This is a genomic window from Oleiharenicola sp. Vm1 (genome assembly GCF_047777955.1).
Taxonomy (GTDB): Bacteria; Verrucomicrobiota; Verrucomicrobiia; order Opitutales; family Opitutaceae; genus Didemnitutus.
The window spans coordinates 2,853,084-2,870,566 of record NZ_CP180537.1 but is presented as its reverse complement, the minus strand read 5'-3'; the positions used below and the strand labels follow the sequence as shown (position 1 = coordinate 2,870,566).

The window sequence follows — 17,483 nt, the reverse complement described above, 5'->3', positions numbered from 1 at the left end:
CCGAGTCAGACCACCACGGTGGGACCGCCGGCCGGCAGCTCCACCGTGAAGACGCTGCCGCCGTCGGGCGGGCAGCTGACGGTGAGCGTGCCGCCGTGCAGGCGCACGAGGTCGTGGGCGAGCGAGAGCCCGAGGCCGACGGTGGATTCGCCGGCGGTCGGCTGGACGGAGAGGCGCGAAAAAGGCTGGAACAGCCGCGGGAGCTCCGCCGCCGGGATGCCCGGCCCGCGGTCGCGCACGTGGAGCCGCACGGCCTGGGCGGTCCGCTCGAGCGCGAGCCGGATCGGCGCGCCGCGGGGCGAATACTTCACGGCGTTGCTGACGAGGTTGGTGACGATCTGGGCGAGGCGCGCGGCGTCGCCCTCGAGCACGCCGTCGTCGCGCCGGCCGGCGTCGAAGACGAGCGTCTGGTCCTTGGCGCGCGCTGCGAGCTCGAGCTGGCCGAGCGTGGCGCGCACGATCTCCGCCAGGTCGACCGGGGTGCGGTGAAGCTCGAGGCGGCCGACTTCGAGGGCGGCGGCGTCGAGCAGGTCCTGGGCGAGCGCGGCGACGCGCTGGGTCTCGCTCGCGACGAGGTCCAGGGTGGCGGCGAGGGCGGCCGGGGTGCGCTCCTGGCGGGCTTCCTCGACGAAATGGAGGACGTTGTGCAGCGGCCCGCGGATGTCGTGCGAGACCATGCCGACGAGGCGCGACTTGAGCGCGTCGGCCTGCTCGGCGGCCTCCTTGGCCGCGCGGGTCTCGGCGAGGACGCGCTGGGCGATGCGGTGCTGCGTGCGGATGCGGCTGGTGAACGCGAAGGCGAGCACGCCGCCGAGGCCAAGGAGCGCGAGCAGGGTGGCGCGTTGCCAGCGCACGGCGGCGAGCGCGGCCGCCTTCTCGGCCTGGTCGCGCTTGAGGGTGTCGATCTGATGCTGGCGGCGCTCGGCGTCGAACTGGGCCTGAAGCGAGTCGAGGCGCTGGCGGGAGCGCTCGCCGACGGCGTCGCTGTGGGCGGCGGCGGCCTTGCGCTCCCAGTCGAGGGCGGCGCGGTAGTCGGCCTGCTGCTCGTGAAAGGCGGCGAAGGCGCGGGCGACGCGCTCGCGCATGGTGGCGCTGTCCAGGCCGTCGGCGAGCTGCTGGGCCGACTGGAGCTGCATCAGGGCGTCCTGGGGGCGGCGGAGCTGGAGGAGGGCGGCGGCGTAGGTCAGGCGCGCGTTGGCGAGGTTGCGCTTGAGGTTGAGCTTGGCGTGGGTGGCGATGGCCTGCTCGACGTGCGCCACGGCCTCGTCGGGGCGCCCCTCGGCGACGGCGACCTCGGCGAGATTCTGGTGCGAATCGGCGAGGCCGCGCTGGTCGTTGGCGCTGGCGAGGCGGAGGGCGAGCGCCTGCTCGTGGTAGCGGCGGGCGGCGGCGTAGTCCCTGGTGTCCATCGCGATGTTGCCGAGATTGTTCAGCACCGAGGCGAGGAGGCGGCGGTCGGAGCTGCGCTCGGCGTAGCCGCGGGCGGTCTCGTAGACCTGGCGGGCGAGCACCGGCTGGCCGGAATCGGCGTAGGCGATGCCGAGGGCCACGTGGGTGCGGGCGAGGAACGCCGGGTCGCCGCGCAGCTCGGCGAGCGGGACGAGTTCGCGGTAGGTCTCGAGGGCGGCGGGGAAGTTGGCCAGGCTGCTTTGCGTCCAGCCGGTGGCGAGGAGCGCCTCGGCGCGCAGGGTGTCGTCGCCGAGCGCGCGGGCGCGGGCCAGGGCGTCGGTGGCGAGGGCGAGCGCCTCCTTGTAGTGGCCGCGCCGGCGCTCGAGGAAGGCGAGGCGGATGTCGGCGCGCACTTCGTCGGTGCGGCCGCGGGCGGCCTGGCGGGCTTGCTGCGCGTAGTCCCAGGCGAGTTGCATGTCGTCGGCCTCGACCTCGGCGGAGAGCTGCACGAGCAGCGGGGACCGCTCGGCCTCGGTGGCTCTGCGCAGCTGCTGCTCGAGCTCGGTCACCCGGTTCTTCTCCGCCGCGGACAGCGGGATGAGCACGCCGCAGACGAGCGCTGCGTGGAGAAGCAGGCGAAGGAGCATGCGCCGAATAAGGGGCGCCCGGGCGCGGCGTGCAACGGCAGACTGGTCCGGCCGGGGACCGGTGCGTGTCAAGCGCGGGGGCCGGCCGGCCTCAGGCCTTGTCGGCGAAGGCGTGGCGCGCGACCAGGGCGGCGCCGATGGCCTGGGAGAGCTCGCCGAGCGTGGCGGGGACGACCTTGAGCTTCGCGCGCTGCTGCGGGAACAGGTAGGGCAGGGCGGCGTCGTGGATGCCCTTGAGGTAACGGGCGCGGAACTCCTCCGTCGTGGCGTGCGGGTCGATGAGGCCGCCGCCGATGACGACGAACTCCGGGTCGAGCGAGACCGCGAGCGAGGCGACGTGCAGGCCGAGGGCGCGGGCCTGGAAATCGAAGATGGCGTTGGCCAGCGCGTCGCCCTTCTGGGCCAGGCCGCGGAGGGAGAGGGCCTTCTCCTTGTCGGGCGCGGTGGATTGCGCGAGCGGGTGGTCCGGGAATTTTTCAGGAACTCGGCGAGCAGCTGGGGCAGGCCGGAGATGGTGGTGTAGGCCTCGATGCAGCCCCAGTCGCGGCCGCAGCCGCAGTGGAAGGGGCGGATGTTGCCCAGCAGGTGGAGCGCCGCGGGCATGTGGCCGGCCTCCATGCCGCAGAGCGTGTCGCCGTCGAGCGGCGCGCCTTCGGGGCTGACGTAGGCGGCGCCGAGGCCGGAGCCGGGGGCGAGCATGACGACACCGGCCTTGCGGCCGGCGCAGACGCGGAAGGCCTCGGCGACGCCGCCGTAGTTGCCGTCGTTGCCGACGATGAGCGGGATGGCGCGGCCGGCCGCCTCGGCCAGCGCGCGGCCGTAGTCGGCGTGGAAATCCCAGCCGGCGAAGCTCGCGGGCAGGTTGGCGGAGCGCCCGAGCACGCCGTAGCTGTCGTAGGGGCCGGGGATGGCGAGGCCGACGCCGCGGACCTGCGCCCACGTCAGGCGGTTCTCGGCCAGGAAGCCGTTCACGCCGTCGATCCAGCCGCGCACGACGGCGGCGGTGCCGGCCTGCGAGTTGGTCGAGCTCTGGCGGAGCTGATGGGAAATGATCGTGCCGTCGGCGAACACGCCGCCGGTCTTCGAGGTGGTGGCGCCGCTGTCGGTGCCGAGAAAGACTTGGGGGAACTCATCGCGGGCAGTTGAGCGGACCGGAGCGGGGCGCGCAATCCCGCGCTGCGGGCATCAGTGCGAGCAGACGTTGGCGGCGTTGAGCGTGAAGCCCTCTTCGGTGCCGGCGAACTTGCCGCGAGCGGCGAGGAAATCGACGAGCTCGGGCGCGGTCATGCCGTCGGCGGAGCAGGTGTGGAAGCGCGTGCCGGGGCCGAAGCGCTCGACGATGAACGCGGCGAGGCTCGTGCGCGTGAAGAGGCGGCCGGACGCCTGCATGGCGTCCATGACTTCGTGGCCGTGGATGCTCGGAGTCAGGGAAGGAGACATGCGCCATTCAAGCAGGCGCGCGCCGTGGCGGCTGCGCGCGCCTTGTCGAGCGCTGGCGGGATCTTGCGGCGTCAGGGCGCGGCGCAGGGTTCCTTGGTGCTGCCGGGATCGAGTCCGAGCCGGACCTCGCGCTCGTGGATGGCGGCGATGACCTCGCGCAGGCGGCGGCCGGAGGCCGCGGTGGCCTGAAGGAAGGCGTCGCTGTTGCGGTTGAGCTGCTGGAGCCGACGCCAGGCGACGACCTCGGCGGTGACGTCGTAGGCGGAGGTGAGCAGCTCGTCGCCGGCCTCGTAGAAGGCGATGGCACGTTGCAGGCCCCACTTCTTGCCCAGGTATTCCTTGAGGCGTTCGTCGAGGCCGCAGATCGAGACGATGAGCTTGATGCCTTCGATGATCTCCTCGCGGGTGAACTCCTCCTTGGCGGCCCACTCGGAGAAGTCGCGGGTGGTGTAGGCGTCCTTGAAGCGGTCGACCAGCCGCAGGGCGCGCTCGATCTTGGCGCGCTCGGCGGGGTCGGTGACGGTTTCGAGTTTCTCCTTCAGGATGTCGCTCGGGAAATCGACGCTGAACTCCTCGAATTTCTCCTGGGCGCGCTTCAGGGCGTTCTCGTAGGCGTCGTTGGTGACTTTCTCCCACTCGGCGCGCTGGTCGAGGTCGGACTGGACCGTGGCGTTGAAGCGCCGCAGCTGCGCCTGGATGCGGCAAAGCTCGGTGCGCAGCTGGGTGATCTCGCCGCGGAGGCGGGCGCGTTCCGCGGGATCGACGGCGGGCGGCGGGGCCGGCGCGGCGGGGGCGGCGGCGACGGGTTGCGGTTTCGGCAGCCTGCCCCAGTCGCCGTTGCGCAGGAGCTGCACGACCTGCCGGGCGGGCAGCGGGGAGGCCTGCGGGGTGAGCAGCGTCTGGAGTTGTTTCAGGTTTTCCTCGCCGCGCGTCCATTGTCCCAGGGCTTCGGCGCGCGGCAGGTCGCCGGCGCCGGTTTGCCGGAGGATTTTCTGGGCCCGCTCCATCGCGTCGATGTTCTGGCGCGCCTGCGCCAGCACCTCGGTCTGGAGCAAGACGGCGTCGACCGGCGAGGGCGGCGAGGCTTCCGGGATCCCGGCGAGCGCGGGATGGCCGGTGAAGTCGAAGTCGCCGGTCATCGCGCGGGCGCTCTGATCCGCGAGCGCGCGGGCCGCCTCCAAGTCGCCGCGGCCGGCGGCCTCCAGCGCGGCGCGGCCGAGGCCGGCGCTGCCGACGAGCTGGCCGAGCGCCGTGGCCTTGAGCGCGGGATCGACGCCGGCCTGCACCCAGCCGCTGCCGGTGTCGGGACCGAAGTCGACGCCGCCGATCGCGACGAGGCCGAAGAACGTCCGGCCGCCGGAGGAATCGAAGTTGCCGGTCCAGAATCCGCGCTGGAACTGGGCGGGCAGCGGCGCCGCCGGCGCGGGCGGCAGCGGCGGCGCGAGCGGGGTGCCGCGCGCCTGGGCCCAGCGGACGAGGGCGATCACCTTGGCGGCCTCGCGGAGCCGGTGCAGCTCCGGCAGCGCGCGCGCGTAGTCGGCGTAACGCGTCGTGAGCATCGCGGCGTAGCCCTGCATGGCGTCCTCCGCCAGGCGGCGGGCGGCGTTCGAGCTGCAGCGGTCGTGGCTGATGATCTTCGCGCGCACGCCGGGGCGCGCGTCGCCGAAGGTGACGACGCTGCCGTCGGGCGCGGCCTGCAGGGCCACCGCCTCGGGCACGAGCCAGAAGCGCACGTTGATATCGCCGAGTTCGTAGACGTGGCGCTCGGTCTCGAGGCGGAAGGCGAACTGGCTGGGAGTGACGTGGCCGGGCACGCGCCGGGCCAGCTCGGGCGTGGTGCCGAGGGTCTTGAGCGTCCAGTCGGCGGCGAGGAACGTGCGCGCGAGTTCGGAGTTGGGCGCGAGGCCGTCGAGGCAGACCGGCGCGACCTCCAGCGGCGGCAGGCGGTGCATGACCTGGAGGAAATTCTCCGACAGCACGAGGCCGTTGAGCCACGGCTCGATGATGCGCTCGCGGACGAGGTTGGCGTTGATGTCGTCGGCCACGGCGCGGAACGCCGCGATGTCGCCGCTCCGGCCGGCGCGATCGCCGGCGGCCTGCCAGCGCTGGTCGGGCACGCCGCAATTGCGGAAAATCCCACCCCAGATGGCGACCTCGGCCTGGGTTTGGGCCTGTGCCTCGGACAGCGCGCCGGCCTGTTTCTGCTGGCGGATCGCGTTGATCGTGGGAAGCACGCCCAGCAGATCGAGCGCGATGCTCAGGCCGGCGGAATCATTGGCGGCGCTCGCGCGGACAAAGGTGGCGCCGCCCAGGCTGCCGAGTTTCGTGTAGCACTGCGACCAGAAGAGGGCCCACTCGGGCGAACCGGCCGGGGCCTGTCCGAGCATGCCGCGCACGCAGCCGGGGATCTCGTCCGCCGACACGCCGAGCAGTTCGACGCCACGCGCGACGAAGCGCTGGCGGTCGGCCTCGAGAGCGGGATGGCCGAGGAGCTGGTTGAAAATGCCGAGCAGCCACGCCTTGCCCGCGGCGAGATTGCCCAGGTTGGTCTGCATCTGCTGGTCGAATTGGCGGACGAAGGCGGCCCCGGCGGCCTTGGCGGCGGCGGTCGGCTCGAGGCTGAACGACGGCGCGGGGCTGCGCAGGGCGTCGTGCAACAGGGTCGAGTAGTCGATCGGGCCGGTGGCGAACGCCGGATCGTAGTTGCCGGCGAACGCCAGCTCGCCGGTGGCCGGATCGATGAAGACGCGGCGCAGGACGTTGATGCCGGCGCCGTCGGTCGAGCGCGGGGCGAGGCCGGGGATGGTCCACGGATCGCTGATGTCGCCACGGGCGAGCGTGCCGGGCGTCTGGCTGGCCGGGAAGCGGCGGCCGCGGAGGGCCTCGCGCTTGGCGGCCAGCACCTGCTCCGTGGCCGCGGCGCCCGCGCTGCGTCCGGTGGCGGTGCGGCTGGCACTCCCGGGCGGAGGGGGCGGACGGGGCGTCCGTTGCCGGCGGTGTCGGCGAGCGGGTAGAGGAAGAACTTCACCTTGGCCTTGCCCCGGGAGAGCTGGAGCGAGAGCGAGCCCTCCTGGTTCGACGCCCACGCCTCGATCAGTTGCGCGGCCTGCTCGAGCGAGGCCACCGGCTGGTCGTTCACGTGCGTGAGCACGTCGCCCGATTTCAGATCCATGTTGGCGGCGCGCGTGCCGCGATGGATCTTGTCGATGACGACGACCTGCCCGCCGCGCGTGTCGTTCGTCTTCAGGCGCAGGCCGATGCTGGTGTCGGCGGCAGTCAGGCCTTCCGCCGCCGGGGCCGTGCGTCCGCCGCGCTGGGCCGAGGCGGTCGGCACGGCCACACCCGCGCCGAGCAGGAGGCCGCCGAGGAGAAAAATGCGGCCGATGACCGACCGCCAGGAGTGACGAGGCACGGGTTTCATGGAAAAGGAGGGCGCTTCATCGCGGCGGGCGCGGCGGCTCCGCGCGCCCGTCGTCGGGGGCGGCGTCGCGTGCGGCGATCCGGCGCGCCTGCGCGTCGAGCGCGCGCGGCAGCCAGGGCAGGGCGGAATCGCGGGCGTCGACGAGGGCGTCGAGGCGTTGGCGAGCGGCATCGAAGCGCCCCAGTCGGCGGCACAGCTCGACGCCGAGGTAGCGGGCGACGAGTCCGTCCTTGGAGCGTTTGCGGTCCGCGCGCAGCGCGTCGGCGGCGCGGTCGAACCACGCCAGGGCGCGCTGCGCGGCGCGCGCGTAATCGCCGTCCTCGTCCTCGGCCTCCCAGCTGGCGTTCAGGTAGGTCCAGCCGATCTCGAACGGATCGGCGTGCAGCTCCTCGCGCAGCACGCCCAGCGCAAACCACGGTCCGGCCGAGCGACCCTCGGTGCGGAAGCGCTCGCCGGCGACGAGGGCGCGCAGGCGTGCGGCTTCCGCGGCGTCGGGATGCCGGGTGAAGAGCGGGAAGCCGCACTGCGGGCAGCGCGCCAGCGTCGGCGGCTGGCTGATCGGGCCGATTTTCCGCAGGTCGAGCCGCTGGCCCTCGGCGTAGCCGGAGAATTCCTGCACGGCCTCGAATTCCGTGCCGTCGAGCGGGCAGGCGAGGCGGACGACCGCGCGCTCGCTGGCGCCGACCGCGACGGCGAGGGCGAAGGAAAGCAGGCCGAGCGCTGGGCGCCGGAGGCCCGGCCGGAGCGGGGTGAGGTTGAATCGGGACGATCCGCCCGCCGCGGGCGCGCAGTGCCGTTTCATCGCGGCAGGATACGCCGATCGGCGGGTGGCGGCTCCGCATATCGTGCGCTCGCCATGGAACGCAGCGCGCGTGATGCCGCGTATAAGCGCGAGCGGGAGGGCCGGACGGCCCGGGCGCAATGCCGGGCGAGCGCCGTTCAGTCGAGGCGGCGTCCCGCGGCGGAGGCGGCGATGAGCTTCTCGAGCCGGCGCCGGCGCGTCGCCTCCTGCTTGGCCGAGGCGACGTGGTGCGTGGTGACGCGGCGGTAGCCGGGCGGTTGGGCGGAGAAGAATTTCCACGCGGCCGCGTTGGCCTTGAAGGCGCGGAGGAGCGCCGGCGGCAGGACGGCGGGCTGTGCGCGTTCGAAGGAGTAGATGCCGGTCTTCGCGGTCGAGCGCGCGGCGAAGGCGGCGAGACCGGCCGGCGCCATGCGGCCCTCGCGGGTCAGGCGTTCGACGTGGGCGACGTTGATGTTGCTCCACACGCTGCCCGGCTTGCGCGGGGTGAAGCGCTGCATGTGGCTCTCGTCGTCGATGCGGCGCATGACGCTGTCGATCCAGCCGAAGCACAGCGCCTCGAGCACCGCTTCCGCATAGGTCAGGCCCCGGCGGGCGACGTGCTTCTTGTAGAGGCCGACCCAGAGCTCGGAGGCGGTGGCATGGTTTTGCTCCAGCCAGGCGCGGAAGGCGGCGGCGTTGGGGAAGAAACGCGGGGTCATGGCTTGCGGCGGCAGGAACGCGACGGGCGCGGGGCGGGCGGGCGCGGGCGTTGGCGTTTCTTCGGCGGCGGCACGACACCGAGGCGCGGATCGCGCCGGCGGACGAGCTGCACCAGGGCGGAGGCGGTGCGCTCGAAGGCATCGGACGATTCCGGGAGGTAAAGCCACTTGCCGAGGACGGAGTGGACGGCGAGGGCGGGGAACTCGGCGCGCAGCGCATCGTGATGCACGCGGTCGGTCGGCAGGAGCAGGCCGCGCCACGGCTCCTCGCCGGTGCTGAAGCAGAGCACGATCCGGCCGTCGAGGTAGACCGCCTTGGCGCCGAACATGGAGCGGAGGACGAAGCCGGGCTCGGTCTCGAGCGGTTCCCAGAGCCAGGCGTGGCGGTGGACGACGCGGGCGGCGGGCGGTCGATCGCGGTGAAATTTCATCCGGAGGGCGTTTTTTAACCGACTTGTTACGAGGGGGTGACGCGCGCGTGTCGGCGGCGTGAACTTGTGCGCAGAAAGTTGCGCGAAGCTTGAACGCGGAGCGGGGGTCGTGCGTCTTTCTTCACGTTCATAGTGTTTGCTTGGTGTTAGGGTGAAGGCCGCCTAGGGGTAGGCGGCCTTCGTTTTGGGCGGGTTCGTCGAGTCAACTGGCAGGGCGCGGCGACGCGGATTGGAGGCGGATCAAAAGACGGACGCGGTGAGTGTCGGTCGCTTGAGGTGGGCGAGGAAACCGGCGCCCACGAGCACCCAGGCCGGAAGGGCGTTTCGCAACGCGAAAGCGACGAAGACGTCCGTCGAGGGGGCCACCCGCCCGCTTTGCAGCGCCAGGTAGAGGAGGGCGGTCTGCGCGGCGAAGCTGACAAGGCCGAGGAGACCGAGAGCAATGCCCCAGCCGCCACGGGTGCGCCACTGCCCATAGGCCAGCGCGAGCCAAAAGATCGTCGAGGCGATGACACCACAGATGGCTCCCCAGCGATAGGCATCGAAGGGCGCGTCGTAGTCCAACGCGGCGATTGCATCCGGCAGGGCGAGCAGACTCCGGACCGCGAAAACCGCCGGAATCGCCAGGGAGACGGCGAGCGCGAGCGAATGCAGCCTCATCACCGCTACCGCAGCGTCCCCAGCAGCTCCGCGGTCTCGACTGGCTTGCGCCATTGCGGGTTGTGGTCGGCTTCCATGATCGTGACCGGCCAGCCGCGGGCGCGGGCGCGTTCGGCGGATTTCCAGAAGGCGTCCTCCTCGGGTTTCTTGCCGGGGTCGACGGTGAGGATGTAGACGGCGGGGATTTTCTCGCGGTCCGGATTCTTCAGCGCGAGGGGATCGGTGAAGGTCTTGGCGGGGTGCGGGACGTCGAAGGGGTGGGGCTGGCCCGGGCGCACCCACGGTGGGACGATCATGCCGTCCTTGGTCATGCTCGCGATCCACTCGGAGCTGCCCATGACGTCCTGCGCGCTCTCGCCGTCGTTCGGCAGCATGGCGTCGAGGTAGACGAGTTTCCGGATGCGCGCGGGCAGGCGGTCGGCGACGCCGGTGATGACCATGCCGCCGTAGCTGTGGCCGACGAGGATGACGTTCTCGAGGCGTTCGAAGAGGATGACGTTCACGACGTCCTGGATGTGCGTCTCGAGGCCGATGTCCTTCGAACCGAGGTGCGAGCGCTCGCCCAGGCCCGTGAGCGTGACGCGGCGGACATCGAAGCCTTTCTCGCGCAGCAGCGGATCGACCTTGGCGAACTGCCAGGCCCCGCCCCAGGCGCCGTGGACGATGAGCATGACGGGCCGCGCGGCCGGAGCGGCCGGAGCGTCGGCGGCGCGAAGCGCGGAGCCGAGAGTGAAAAGCGCGAGGCAGGCGAGCAGCAGCGGTTTCATTTTTCGGAGATGACGAGGGCGGAAAGAAAGGCCGTGAGGCGCGCGCGCAACGCGGCGAGCGGCTCCGCGCCGGTGGCGGACAGGTGCAGGTCGATCCAGGTGCCGGCGCGGACGAGTTCGGCGCGGAGGTGGCACATGCGGATGTCGCCGGGGAGATCCTGGTGGTAGTGGATCACCTCCCAGTCGCCCTGCCGGGCGAACTCGACGCCGTGGGGCGCGAAGCCGTTCTTGGTCAGGGCGGCGGATTCGCCGCGCCAGAACTTCTGCAGCCCGCCGTAGCGCTCGGCCGGCTCGAACCAGCCGCTGGCCGTGAGGCGCGACTCGGCGCTGTGGCCGAGAAAGTAGCGGTCCCGGACCTGCTCGGCGGAGAACGCGGGCTTTTCGGGAAAGCGGAGCTCGAGCCGCGACTGGGCAACGCTGAACCGGAACGGGCCGGCGGCAGCCGGGGGCGCAGTGCGGGTGTAGCGCAGGCTCGCCAGCGCCGCCATCATCTCGCCGACTTCGCGCGCCGTCGGGTCGTTGAACTGCAGCGAGGCCAGCGCCAGGGCGTGGTCGTCGAGGGCGATCATCGCGGTGCGGAGGACCTTGAAGTTGTCCGGCTGCGGCGGCTGGCCGACGAGGGAGGCGTCGGTGAATTGGACGAAGACACCGGATCCCTGGGCGAGGGCCAGGGGCTGGGGAGAGAATTTCTGTTCCACCGAGCCGGCGAGGTAGTCGTGCACGGCGGCCTCGAGCGTGGCGGTGAGCCGGGCCGGATCGACGGGGCTCTCGGGCGGCGTGTGGGCGACGGTGATCTGGAGCGTGGCGGCGGCGCCGGACTTGGGGCGGGCGGTGAAGGCGAAGGCTCCGCCCCCGCCGATGGAGTGGCCGGTGAGGTCCCAGCCGGGCGGCACCGTGAGCGCGAGCGACCCGCGGCCGGGCCAGGGAAATTCGGCGGCAGGAAGCGCGGCGCAGGAGGCGAGGGCGCAGAGACCGAGAAGCAGGCGGCGAAAGAGACGACGCATGGGCGGGGAACGCGAGGACGACCCAGGCGCCAAATTGCGCAAGGGGGCGGCGCGTTCAACGCCGGATTCGCCGCGGTAGGAAAAAATTTCCCGCTAGCCGAGCAGGCGCAGCGCCATCTGGGCCGACTGGTTGGCCTGCGTGAGCATGGCGGTGCCGGACTGGACGAGGATGTTGTAGCGCGCGAGCGAGGTGGATTCCTCGGCAACGTCGACGTCGGTGATGCGGCTGTTGGCGGCTTCGATGTTGGCCTTGTTCACGCGCAGGACCTCGTCCGCGAACTGGAGGCGCGATTGTTGGGCGCCGTTGTTGGCGCGAAGCGTGGCGATTTGCTGGGTGGCGGCGGTGACGTCGGAGAGGCTGAGCGAGCCGAGGTCGGTGGCATTGGCGACCGTGGAGGTGCTGCTCGGCGCGCCGGCACCCGCGGTCACACTGAAATTGCTCACCACTGAGGTGCCCCCCGAGGTGTTCTGCAGAACGAGTCCGTTATTGTCGGTGAGACCACTCAAGGTCTGCGCGGCGGTCGCCGCACCGTCGAGATAAGTGGAGGCATTCCCTACACCATCGAAGACCACTCTGACGGAGTGCGCGGCAGTGTCGTTGATGAGACCGCCATAGGACAGATCGCTGGCGACGCCGCCGCCAAGGAAACCGAGCTGAGCCTGTGCGCCGGCGCCGCTCAACTGAACCGTGAACGTGACCTGGAGCGCCCCACTGAACGTCTGCGCCGTGGCGACACCGCCGCCATTATTCAATGACAGGCTGTTGCCCGAGACGGTGGGCCCGCCCATTTGCGTGGGCCACTGGCTGAGGTTGGCGAAGTTATCCGAGAATATCGAAGGCGCGCTGGTGCCCATCAACGCCGCCGCTCCGACGGAGGCGGTGCTCCCAGTGCTCCCGTCCGCGGTCATCTCCACGGTTAGTCCGGTCGATCCAAACAGGCTCACGCCGTTGAATTTCTCGTTGCTCAGCGAGGTGAGCTGGGTCTGCAGCTCGGCGAACTCGGCTTGGTAGTTTGCGAGGTCGTCCGAGTTCTTGGTCGGATCGGCGTAGAGGGTTTTCAGCTCGCCGATGCGGCTCAGGACTTTGCCGGCCACCATGAGGGCGCCGTCCTGCGTCTGCAGGTAGGAGACGGCGTTGCCGAGGTTGGCGGAGACGGCGTTCTGGCGCCGGGCGGTGGCCGCGAGTTTCATCGACACCGCCAGACCGGCGGCGTCGTCCTGCGGGTTGATGATCTTGGAGCCGCTGGCGAGGCGGTTGAGGCTGCGCTGCAGGAACGCCGAGGACGTCGCGAGGTTGTTCGCGGCGATCGTCGCAGCAGAATTGGTATTGATCACGACTGACATGGCACGTCCTTGTTCCGGGGTGGAGAAGCGGCATCCGTGCCGCGCGGTGTCACTCGTGCAACTTAGCGACGCGGGACAAATCGTCCGCGGGCGCGCCAAGTTTAGCCGGCGCGCATTTTTCCCAGAAATTGCTCAAGCGGCGCGCCAGGCGACCGATGCGGGCGCGCTTCGCGCCGCTCGTGTCCGCGGCTCAGTTCTGCTGCTCGGGCGGGAGGTCGAGCAGCTTCAGCTCGGGGTTCTTCTCGACGAAGTAGCGCATCGTCCAGTCGTTCGGGAAGAGCACGACGGGGTTCTCGAACTTGTCCGCGCCGAAGCTGACGCCGGTGGCGACGATGATGCGCGAGCTGTCGAAACCCTTCGGGCCCTTCATCGATTCGGGGACGACGACCCACTTGAGAAGCGTCCACGGCGTCGGCGCGAGGCGCGACTCGGCGTTGTATTCGCTCTGGAGGCGCCATTGCACGACTTCGAACTGCAGCGGGCCGACCGCGGCGAGCAGCGTGGCGCCGGGCGGGGCGTTCTTCGCGGTGAAGGACTGGACGACGCCTTCCTGCAGTAGCTGCTCGAGACCGGCGCGGTATTTCTTGGCGTCGCCGGCGGTCGGGTTGGAGATATAGGTGAAGACCTCGGGCGGGAAGCGCGGGATCTCGTTGAACAGGATCGTGCGGTCCTCGGTGAGCGTGTCGCCGATGCCGAAGGCGTCGTGGCCAACGATGCCGATAACATCGCCGGGCCACGCCTCGTCGACCGTCTCGCGCTCCTGGCCGAAGAGCTTGTGCGAGGACGAGAGGCGCACCTGCTTGCCGGTGCGCTGGTGCGTGACGACCATGTCGCGCTCGAACTTGCCGGAGCACACGCGGAGGAACGCGATGCGGTCGCGGTGCTTCGGGTCCATGTTCGCCTGGATCTTGAAGATGAAGCCGGAGAACTTCGGGAAATCGACCGGGATGACGCGCGAGTTGGACTCGTTGGCCGGCTCGGAGGCGGCCTTGGCGATCTCCTCGAGGCCGACGCCGCTCACCGTCATCGCGCGGCGCGCCGCGGGCGGGACGGAGTCCTTCAGGAATCCATTCAGGAGGAGTTCGATGCCGAAATTGTTCACCGCGCTGCCGAAGTAGACCGGCGTCTGCTGTCCGGCTTGCACGGCGGCGAGGTCGAACGGGTGGCCGGCGCCGTCGAGCATCTCGAGCTGCTCGGTGACGGAGGCGTAGGTGTCGTCGTCGAGCTTGGCGCGGACGGCGGGGTCGTTGAGCGAGGTGACGTTGACCGGCGCCTGGAACGCGCCGCCGGGCACGCGCTCGAAGAGGTGAACCTGCCGCGTGCGACGGTCGAACACGCCCTTGAACGACGGACCGTTGCCGAGCGGCCAGATGACGGGCGAGGACTGCAGGCCGAGGACGCTCTCGAGCTCGTCGAGCAGCTCGAGCGGGTTGCGCGTCGGCCGGTCGCACTTGTTCATGAAGGTGAAGATCGGCACGCCGCGGCGGCGGCAGACCTCGAAGAGTTTGCGCGTCTGCGTTTCGACGCCCTTGGCGGCGTCGATGACCATCAGCGCGGCGTCGACGGCGGTGAGGACGCGGTAGGTGTCCTCGGAAAAGTCCTTGTGGCCGGGCGTGTCGAGGAGGTTGACGGCACAGCCGGCGAAATCGAATTGGAGGACGGTCGAACTGATCGAGATGCCGCGCTGTTTCTCGAGTTCCATCCAGTCCGAGGCGGTGGCGCGCTGGTTCTTGCGGTCCTTCACGGCGCCGGCGAGGTGGATGGCGTTGCCATAGAGGAGGAACTTCTCGGTCAGCGTCGTCTTGCCCGCGTCGGGGTGCGAGATGATCGCGAAGGTGCGGCGGCGGGCGATTTCCTGGGCGGGTGACATGCGGAGGACGGAAGACGGAGGACGGACGGAGAGATGGAGTTGGTCAGGAAACGGAGCGGCGCCGGGCGAGGGAAGCCTTTTTTGGGCTTACAAACCGGCGGCTCAAGCCGTCCGGTGCGGCGGCCGATGGAAGGGGCATGGATCCCGTCAAAAACAAGCTGTGGTCCGACCTGCGCGAGGTCCTCGCGGAGTGGGCGCGCGCCTGGCACCTGGCGCCCGCCCGCGGTCCCGAGGCATTTTGTGCTTCTGCGGACGAGCGATCCGGCAATGATGCCGGGTTGTGCTACTTTCACTTAAACTAAAACCGAACGCCAAGGGGCGCGTGCTGGACGGACACCCGTGGGTGTTCGCCAACGAAGTCGAGGCGCTGCTGCCCGCCGAACACGACGGCGAAGTCGTCGAATGCCGCGACCGCGCCGGCCGCCTGCTCGGCACCGGCCTCTACAACTCCAAGTCGCAGATCGTCTGGCGCCGGCTGAGCCGCGAGCGCGTGGCGCTCGACGAGGCCTATCTGCGCGCCGCGCTGGCCGCGGCGATCGCCCGGCGCGGCGGGATGGGGGATTCAAGCGCCTGGTCTGGTCCGAGTCGGACGGCCTGCCCGGGGTCGTCGCGGACCAGTTCGGCGACGCGATCGTGCTGCAGATCCAGACGCTCGCGATGGACCAGCGCGCGGCGCTGATCGGCGACCTGCTCGCCGAATTGACCGGCGCGCAGGAAATCATCTTCCGGAACGACTCGAACCTGCGCCGCCTCGAGGGGCTGGTGCTGGAGACGCGCACGCGCAGCGGCCAGCCGTGGGCGCCCCGCTGGGCGGCGATCGACGGCTTCGACTACTGGCTCGACCTGCAGCAGGGGCAGAAAACCGGATTCTACCTCGACCAGCGGCTCCAGCACCCGGCTATGGCGAAATACGCCGCGGGCAAGCGCGTGCTCGACGCCTTCTGCAACCAGGGCTCGTTCGCGCTGCACGCGGCGCGGGCGGGGGCGGCGCGCGTGCTCGGCCTCGACAGCGCCGACGACGCCATCGGCCAGGCGAAGCGGAACGCCGAACGCAACGGCGTCGCGGCGGAGTTTGTGCTCGCGAACGTCTTCGACTGGTTCACCGCGCAGCGCGACGCCGCGCCGGCCTGGGACGTGATCGTGCTCGACCCGCCGCCGTTCGCGAAGTCGAAGAGCGCGCTCGAGAACGCGCTCCGCGGCTACAAGGAACTCAACCTGCGCGCCCTGAAGGCGCTCACCCCCGGCGGCGTGCTCGCGACCTACACCTGCTCCCACCACATGCACGACGCGGAGCTGCGCCAGGTGCTGGCGCAGGCCGCGAACGACGCCAAGCGCCGCGTGCACGTGCTCGAGTGGTGCCACCAGCCGCCGGACCATCCGGTGCTGGCGACGATGCCGGAGAGCGAATACCTCCGCGGCTACATTCTGCGCGCGGAGTAGCGCCGCCGCGCCGGCCGCGCCGCGGCGCACGGGGCCAGGGCGGGCGGGGCGCCGTGCCGCAGCGGGAGCTTGCGCGGCGCCGCGCGGTGGATTGAGTTCGCGCCTATGCCCTGGGCCGAAGTTCACTGGCGGAGCGCCGTCATCGACAAACACACCACCGCGCAGGTGCTGCTGCCGAGCGTGGGACGCGGACCGTTCCCAGTGTTCTACCTCCTGCACGGCTTGTCGGACGACTCGACGAACTGGCTGCGCCGGACGCGGCTCGAGTGGTATCTGCGCGACCTGCCGCTGATCGTGGTCATGCCCGACGGCTACCGGAGCTTCTACACCGACAACGAGCAGGGCGGCGCGTTTGCGCGGCACATCGGCGTGGAGCTGGTGGACTTCATCGACCGCAACTTCCAGACGCGCGCCGAGCGCGGTGGGCGCGCCATCGGCGGATTGTCGATGGGCGGCTACGGGGCGCTGCGGCTCGGGCTGGGTTTTCCGGACACCTTCGCCTCGGTCAACAGCCACTCGGGCGCGATCGGGTGGGCGAGCGCGGACTTCAGCGACGCGGCCATCGCCGCCGGCCGGCACCGCGAGAAGCCGCCGGAGCTGGTTGCGGAGCTGCGCCGGATCTTCGGCGAGCGGCCGAACGGCACGTCGCACGACCTGCTGGTGCACGCGCGGCGGGCGCAGGCCGCGGGCAGGTTGCCGCGCCTGCTGCTCGATTGCGGCACGGCGGACTATCTGCTGGCGGACAACCGGGAGTTCCACGCGCTGCTCGAGCGGGAGGGCGTGCCGCACGAGTATCGCGAGCACCCGGGCGCGCACGACTGGGACTACTGGGACCGGCATGTGCAGGACGCGCTGGAGTTCCATTGCCGGAATCTCGGCATCGAGCGCAGCCCGGTGCCGGGGCGCTAGGCCCGGGAGACGAAAAGGCCGGGCTTCTGGCGAAGTCCGGCCTTCCCTTGGTGTCGTTATCAGTGTGTGTGTGCTTCGGCTGCGGCTAGGGGAACCGCGGCGGAAATTCTCAGCGGAGCGCCTCGTCGAGGCTGCGGCGGTAGGTGCGCTGGTCCTCGACCAGCTTCTCGATCATCGCGCGGTCGTCCTTGGTGAGCGGCGTGCGGAGCGTCTCGAGGAGCTGGAGCTCCTTCTCCATCGATTCGATGCGCACGGCGGCGACGGAGGCGCGCTGCACGGTGGACTTGCCGCCGAAGATCGAGGCGGCCTTGGAGACCTTCTCGCCGTTCAGCGTCTCGTCGAGGTTGCTCTTCTCGAGCTGCTTTTTCTCCCGGGAGATCTGCTTCTCGAGTTTCTTGATCGTGACGTCGATCTCGCGGAGGCGCTGGCCGGTGACGGTGAAGACGGGCATCTTCACGGTCTCGCCCTCGGTCTTCAGGCCGGCGCTCTTCGGATCGGCGGGCTTCGTGTCGGCCGGTTTGGCGGCGGGCGGCGCGGGCTGTTTTTCCGCGGGTTTTTCGGCGGGCGGGGCATCCCTCTTCGCCTCGGCCGCAAAAGAGAGCGCTGCCGTGGCGAGCACGGCAGCGCTGAGAACTTTCAATCGGAGCGTGGACACGGGGAG

The 17,483-nt window shown here is 70.7% G+C and carries 16 protein-coding genes and 2 pseudogenes; 3 read left to right on the top strand and 15 right to left on the bottom strand.

The genetic code is table 11. The features are described 5' to 3' along the window. Positions 1 to 5: 5 nt before the first annotated feature. The 14 genes and pseudogenes from ACMYLB_RS13965 to ACMYLB_RS13900 form a co-directional block, all read right to left on the bottom strand. A complete protein-coding gene (locus tag ACMYLB_RS13965; protein ID WP_415911092.1) occupies positions 6 to 1,865 on the bottom strand; it encodes an ATP-binding protein in 1,860 nt (619 codons plus the stop codon). A gap of 262 nt (positions 1,866 to 2,127) precedes the next feature. Next, entirely contained in the window at positions 2,128 to 2,409 is a 282-nt protein-coding gene (locus ACMYLB_RS13960) for an ROK family protein (protein ID WP_415911091.1), read from the bottom strand. 179 nt (positions 2,410 to 2,588) lie between these two features. Further along, a pseudogene (locus tag ACMYLB_RS13955) lies at positions 2,589 to 3,107 on the bottom strand (ROK family protein); the annotation flags it as partial. Between the two features lie 114 nt (positions 3,108 to 3,221). Beyond that, entirely contained in the window at positions 3,222 to 3,476 is a 255-nt protein-coding gene (locus ACMYLB_RS13950) for a YecH family metal-binding protein (protein ID WP_415907586.1), read from the bottom strand. 71 nt (positions 3,477 to 3,547) lie between these two features. Then, positions 3,548 to 6,379: a hypothetical protein gene (locus ACMYLB_RS13945; protein ID WP_415907585.1), complete on the bottom strand. Its 2,832-nt coding sequence runs from the start codon at positions 6,377 to 6,379 to the stop codon at positions 3,548 to 3,550. A 179-nt stretch (positions 6,380 to 6,558) separates the two neighbouring features. Next, positions 6,559 to 6,897, bottom strand: a pseudogene (locus ACMYLB_RS13940) (PDZ domain-containing protein); the annotation flags it as partial. A 16-nt stretch (positions 6,898 to 6,913) separates the two neighbouring features. Then, positions 6,914 to 7,699 (bottom strand): hypothetical protein, encoded by a 786-nt coding sequence (locus ACMYLB_RS13935; RefSeq protein ID WP_415907584.1) that lies wholly within the window; start codon positions 7,697 to 7,699, stop codon positions 6,914 to 6,916. 137 nt (positions 7,700 to 7,836) lie between these two features. Further along, a complete protein-coding gene (locus ACMYLB_RS13930; RefSeq protein ID WP_415907583.1) occupies positions 7,837 to 8,397 on the bottom strand; it encodes a YdeI/OmpD-associated family protein in 561 nt (186 codons plus the stop codon). Next, positions 8,394 to 8,828 (bottom strand): hypothetical protein, encoded by a 435-nt coding sequence (locus ACMYLB_RS13925; protein ID WP_415907582.1) that lies wholly within the window; start codon positions 8,826 to 8,828, stop codon positions 8,394 to 8,396. Before ACMYLB_RS13925 ends, ACMYLB_RS13930 begins: the two co-directional genes overlap by 4 nt. A 240-nt stretch (positions 8,829 to 9,068) precedes the next feature. Then, a complete protein-coding gene (locus ACMYLB_RS13920; RefSeq protein ID WP_415907581.1) occupies positions 9,069 to 9,488 on the bottom strand; it encodes a hypothetical protein in 420 nt (139 codons plus the stop codon). A 5-nt stretch (positions 9,489 to 9,493) separates the two neighbouring features. Beyond that, complete coding sequence (locus ACMYLB_RS13915; protein ID WP_415907580.1) at positions 9,494 to 10,255, bottom strand: alpha/beta fold hydrolase; 762 nt, start codon at positions 10,253 to 10,255, stop codon at positions 9,494 to 9,496. Continuing rightward, entirely contained in the window at positions 10,252 to 11,259 is a 1,008-nt protein-coding gene (locus ACMYLB_RS13910) for a hypothetical protein (protein WP_415907579.1), read from the bottom strand. Before ACMYLB_RS13910 ends, ACMYLB_RS13915 begins: the two co-directional genes overlap by 4 nt. Positions 11,260 to 11,352: 93 nt before the next feature. Beyond that, positions 11,353 to 12,603 (bottom strand): flagellin, encoded by a 1,251-nt coding sequence (locus ACMYLB_RS13905; RefSeq protein ID WP_415907578.1) that lies wholly within the window; start codon positions 12,601 to 12,603, stop codon positions 11,353 to 11,355. Between the two features lie 190 nt (positions 12,604 to 12,793). Beyond that, positions 12,794 to 14,473 (bottom strand): peptide chain release factor 3, encoded by a 1,680-nt coding sequence (locus ACMYLB_RS13900; RefSeq protein WP_415907577.1) that lies wholly within the window; start codon positions 14,471 to 14,473, stop codon positions 12,794 to 12,796. A 322-nt stretch (positions 14,474 to 14,795) separates the two neighbouring features. On the opposite strand from ACMYLB_RS13900, the gene ACMYLB_RS13895 reads away from it, so the two are divergent. The 3 genes from ACMYLB_RS13895 (at position 14,796) to ACMYLB_RS13885 (ending at position 16,822) form a co-directional block, all read left to right on the top strand. Continuing rightward, positions 14,796 to 15,152 carry a hypothetical protein gene (locus tag ACMYLB_RS13895; RefSeq protein ID WP_415907576.1) on the top strand — a complete coding sequence of 119 codons (357 nt, stop codon included), beginning with the start codon at positions 14,796 to 14,798 and terminating at the stop codon, positions 15,150 to 15,152. Beyond that, a complete protein-coding gene (locus tag ACMYLB_RS13890) occupies positions 15,107 to 15,913 on the top strand; it encodes a class I SAM-dependent rRNA methyltransferase (RefSeq protein ID WP_415907575.1) in 807 nt (268 codons plus the stop codon). The genes ACMYLB_RS13895 and ACMYLB_RS13890 overlap by 46 nt, the downstream gene beginning before the upstream one ends. 105 nt (positions 15,914 to 16,018) lie before the next feature. After that, positions 16,019 to 16,822 carry an alpha/beta hydrolase gene (locus ACMYLB_RS13885; protein WP_415907574.1) on the top strand — a complete coding sequence of 268 codons (804 nt, stop codon included), beginning with the start codon at positions 16,019 to 16,021 and terminating at the stop codon, positions 16,820 to 16,822. A 109-nt stretch (positions 16,823 to 16,931) separates the two neighbouring features. On the opposite strand, the gene ACMYLB_RS13880 is transcribed toward ACMYLB_RS13885, so the two are convergent. Beyond that, entirely contained in the window at positions 16,932 to 17,477 is a 546-nt protein-coding gene (locus ACMYLB_RS13880) for a hypothetical protein (protein WP_415907573.1), read from the bottom strand. Positions 17,478 to 17,483: the final 6 nt, after the last annotated feature.

Bases quoted from the DNA above. Each gene is read 5' to 3' on its own strand.
- ACMYLB_RS13910 (WP_415907579.1), bottom strand. From the start codon at position 11,259: ATGCGTCGTCTCTTTCGCCGCCTGCTTCTCGGTCTCTGCGCCCTCGCC.
- ACMYLB_RS13915 (WP_415907580.1), bottom strand. From the start codon at position 10,255: ATGAAACCGCTGCTGCTCGCCTGCCTCGCGCTTTTCACTCTCGGCTCC.
- ACMYLB_RS13885 (WP_415907574.1), top strand. From the start codon at position 16,019: ATGCCCTGGGCCGAAGTTCACTGGCGGAGCGCCGTCATCGACAAACAC.
- ACMYLB_RS13920 (WP_415907581.1), bottom strand. From the start codon at position 9,488: ATGAGGCTGCATTCGCTCGCGCTCGCCGTCTCCCTGGCGATTCCGGCG.
- ACMYLB_RS13900 (WP_415907577.1), bottom strand. From the start codon at position 14,473: ATGTCACCCGCCCAGGAAATCGCCCGCCGCCGCACCTTCGCGATCATC.
- ACMYLB_RS13950 (WP_415907586.1), bottom strand. From the start codon at position 3,476: ATGTCTCCTTCCCTGACTCCGAGCATCCACGGCCACGAAGTCATGGAC.
- ACMYLB_RS13965 (WP_415911092.1), bottom strand. From the start codon at position 1,865: ATGCAACTCGCCTGGGACTACGCGCAGCAAGCCCGCCAGGCCGCCCGC.
- ACMYLB_RS13925 (WP_415907582.1), bottom strand. From the start codon at position 8,828: ATGAAATTTCACCGCGATCGACCGCCCGCCGCCCGCGTCGTCCACCGC.
- ACMYLB_RS13905 (WP_415907578.1), bottom strand. From the start codon at position 12,603: ATGTCAGTCGTGATCAATACCAATTCTGCTGCGACGATCGCCGCGAAC.
- ACMYLB_RS13930 (WP_415907583.1), bottom strand. From the start codon at position 8,397: ATGACCCCGCGTTTCTTCCCCAACGCCGCCGCCTTCCGCGCCTGGCTG.
- ACMYLB_RS13935 (WP_415907584.1), bottom strand. From the start codon at position 7,699: ATGAAACGGCACTGCGCGCCCGCGGCGGGCGGATCGTCCCGATTCAAC.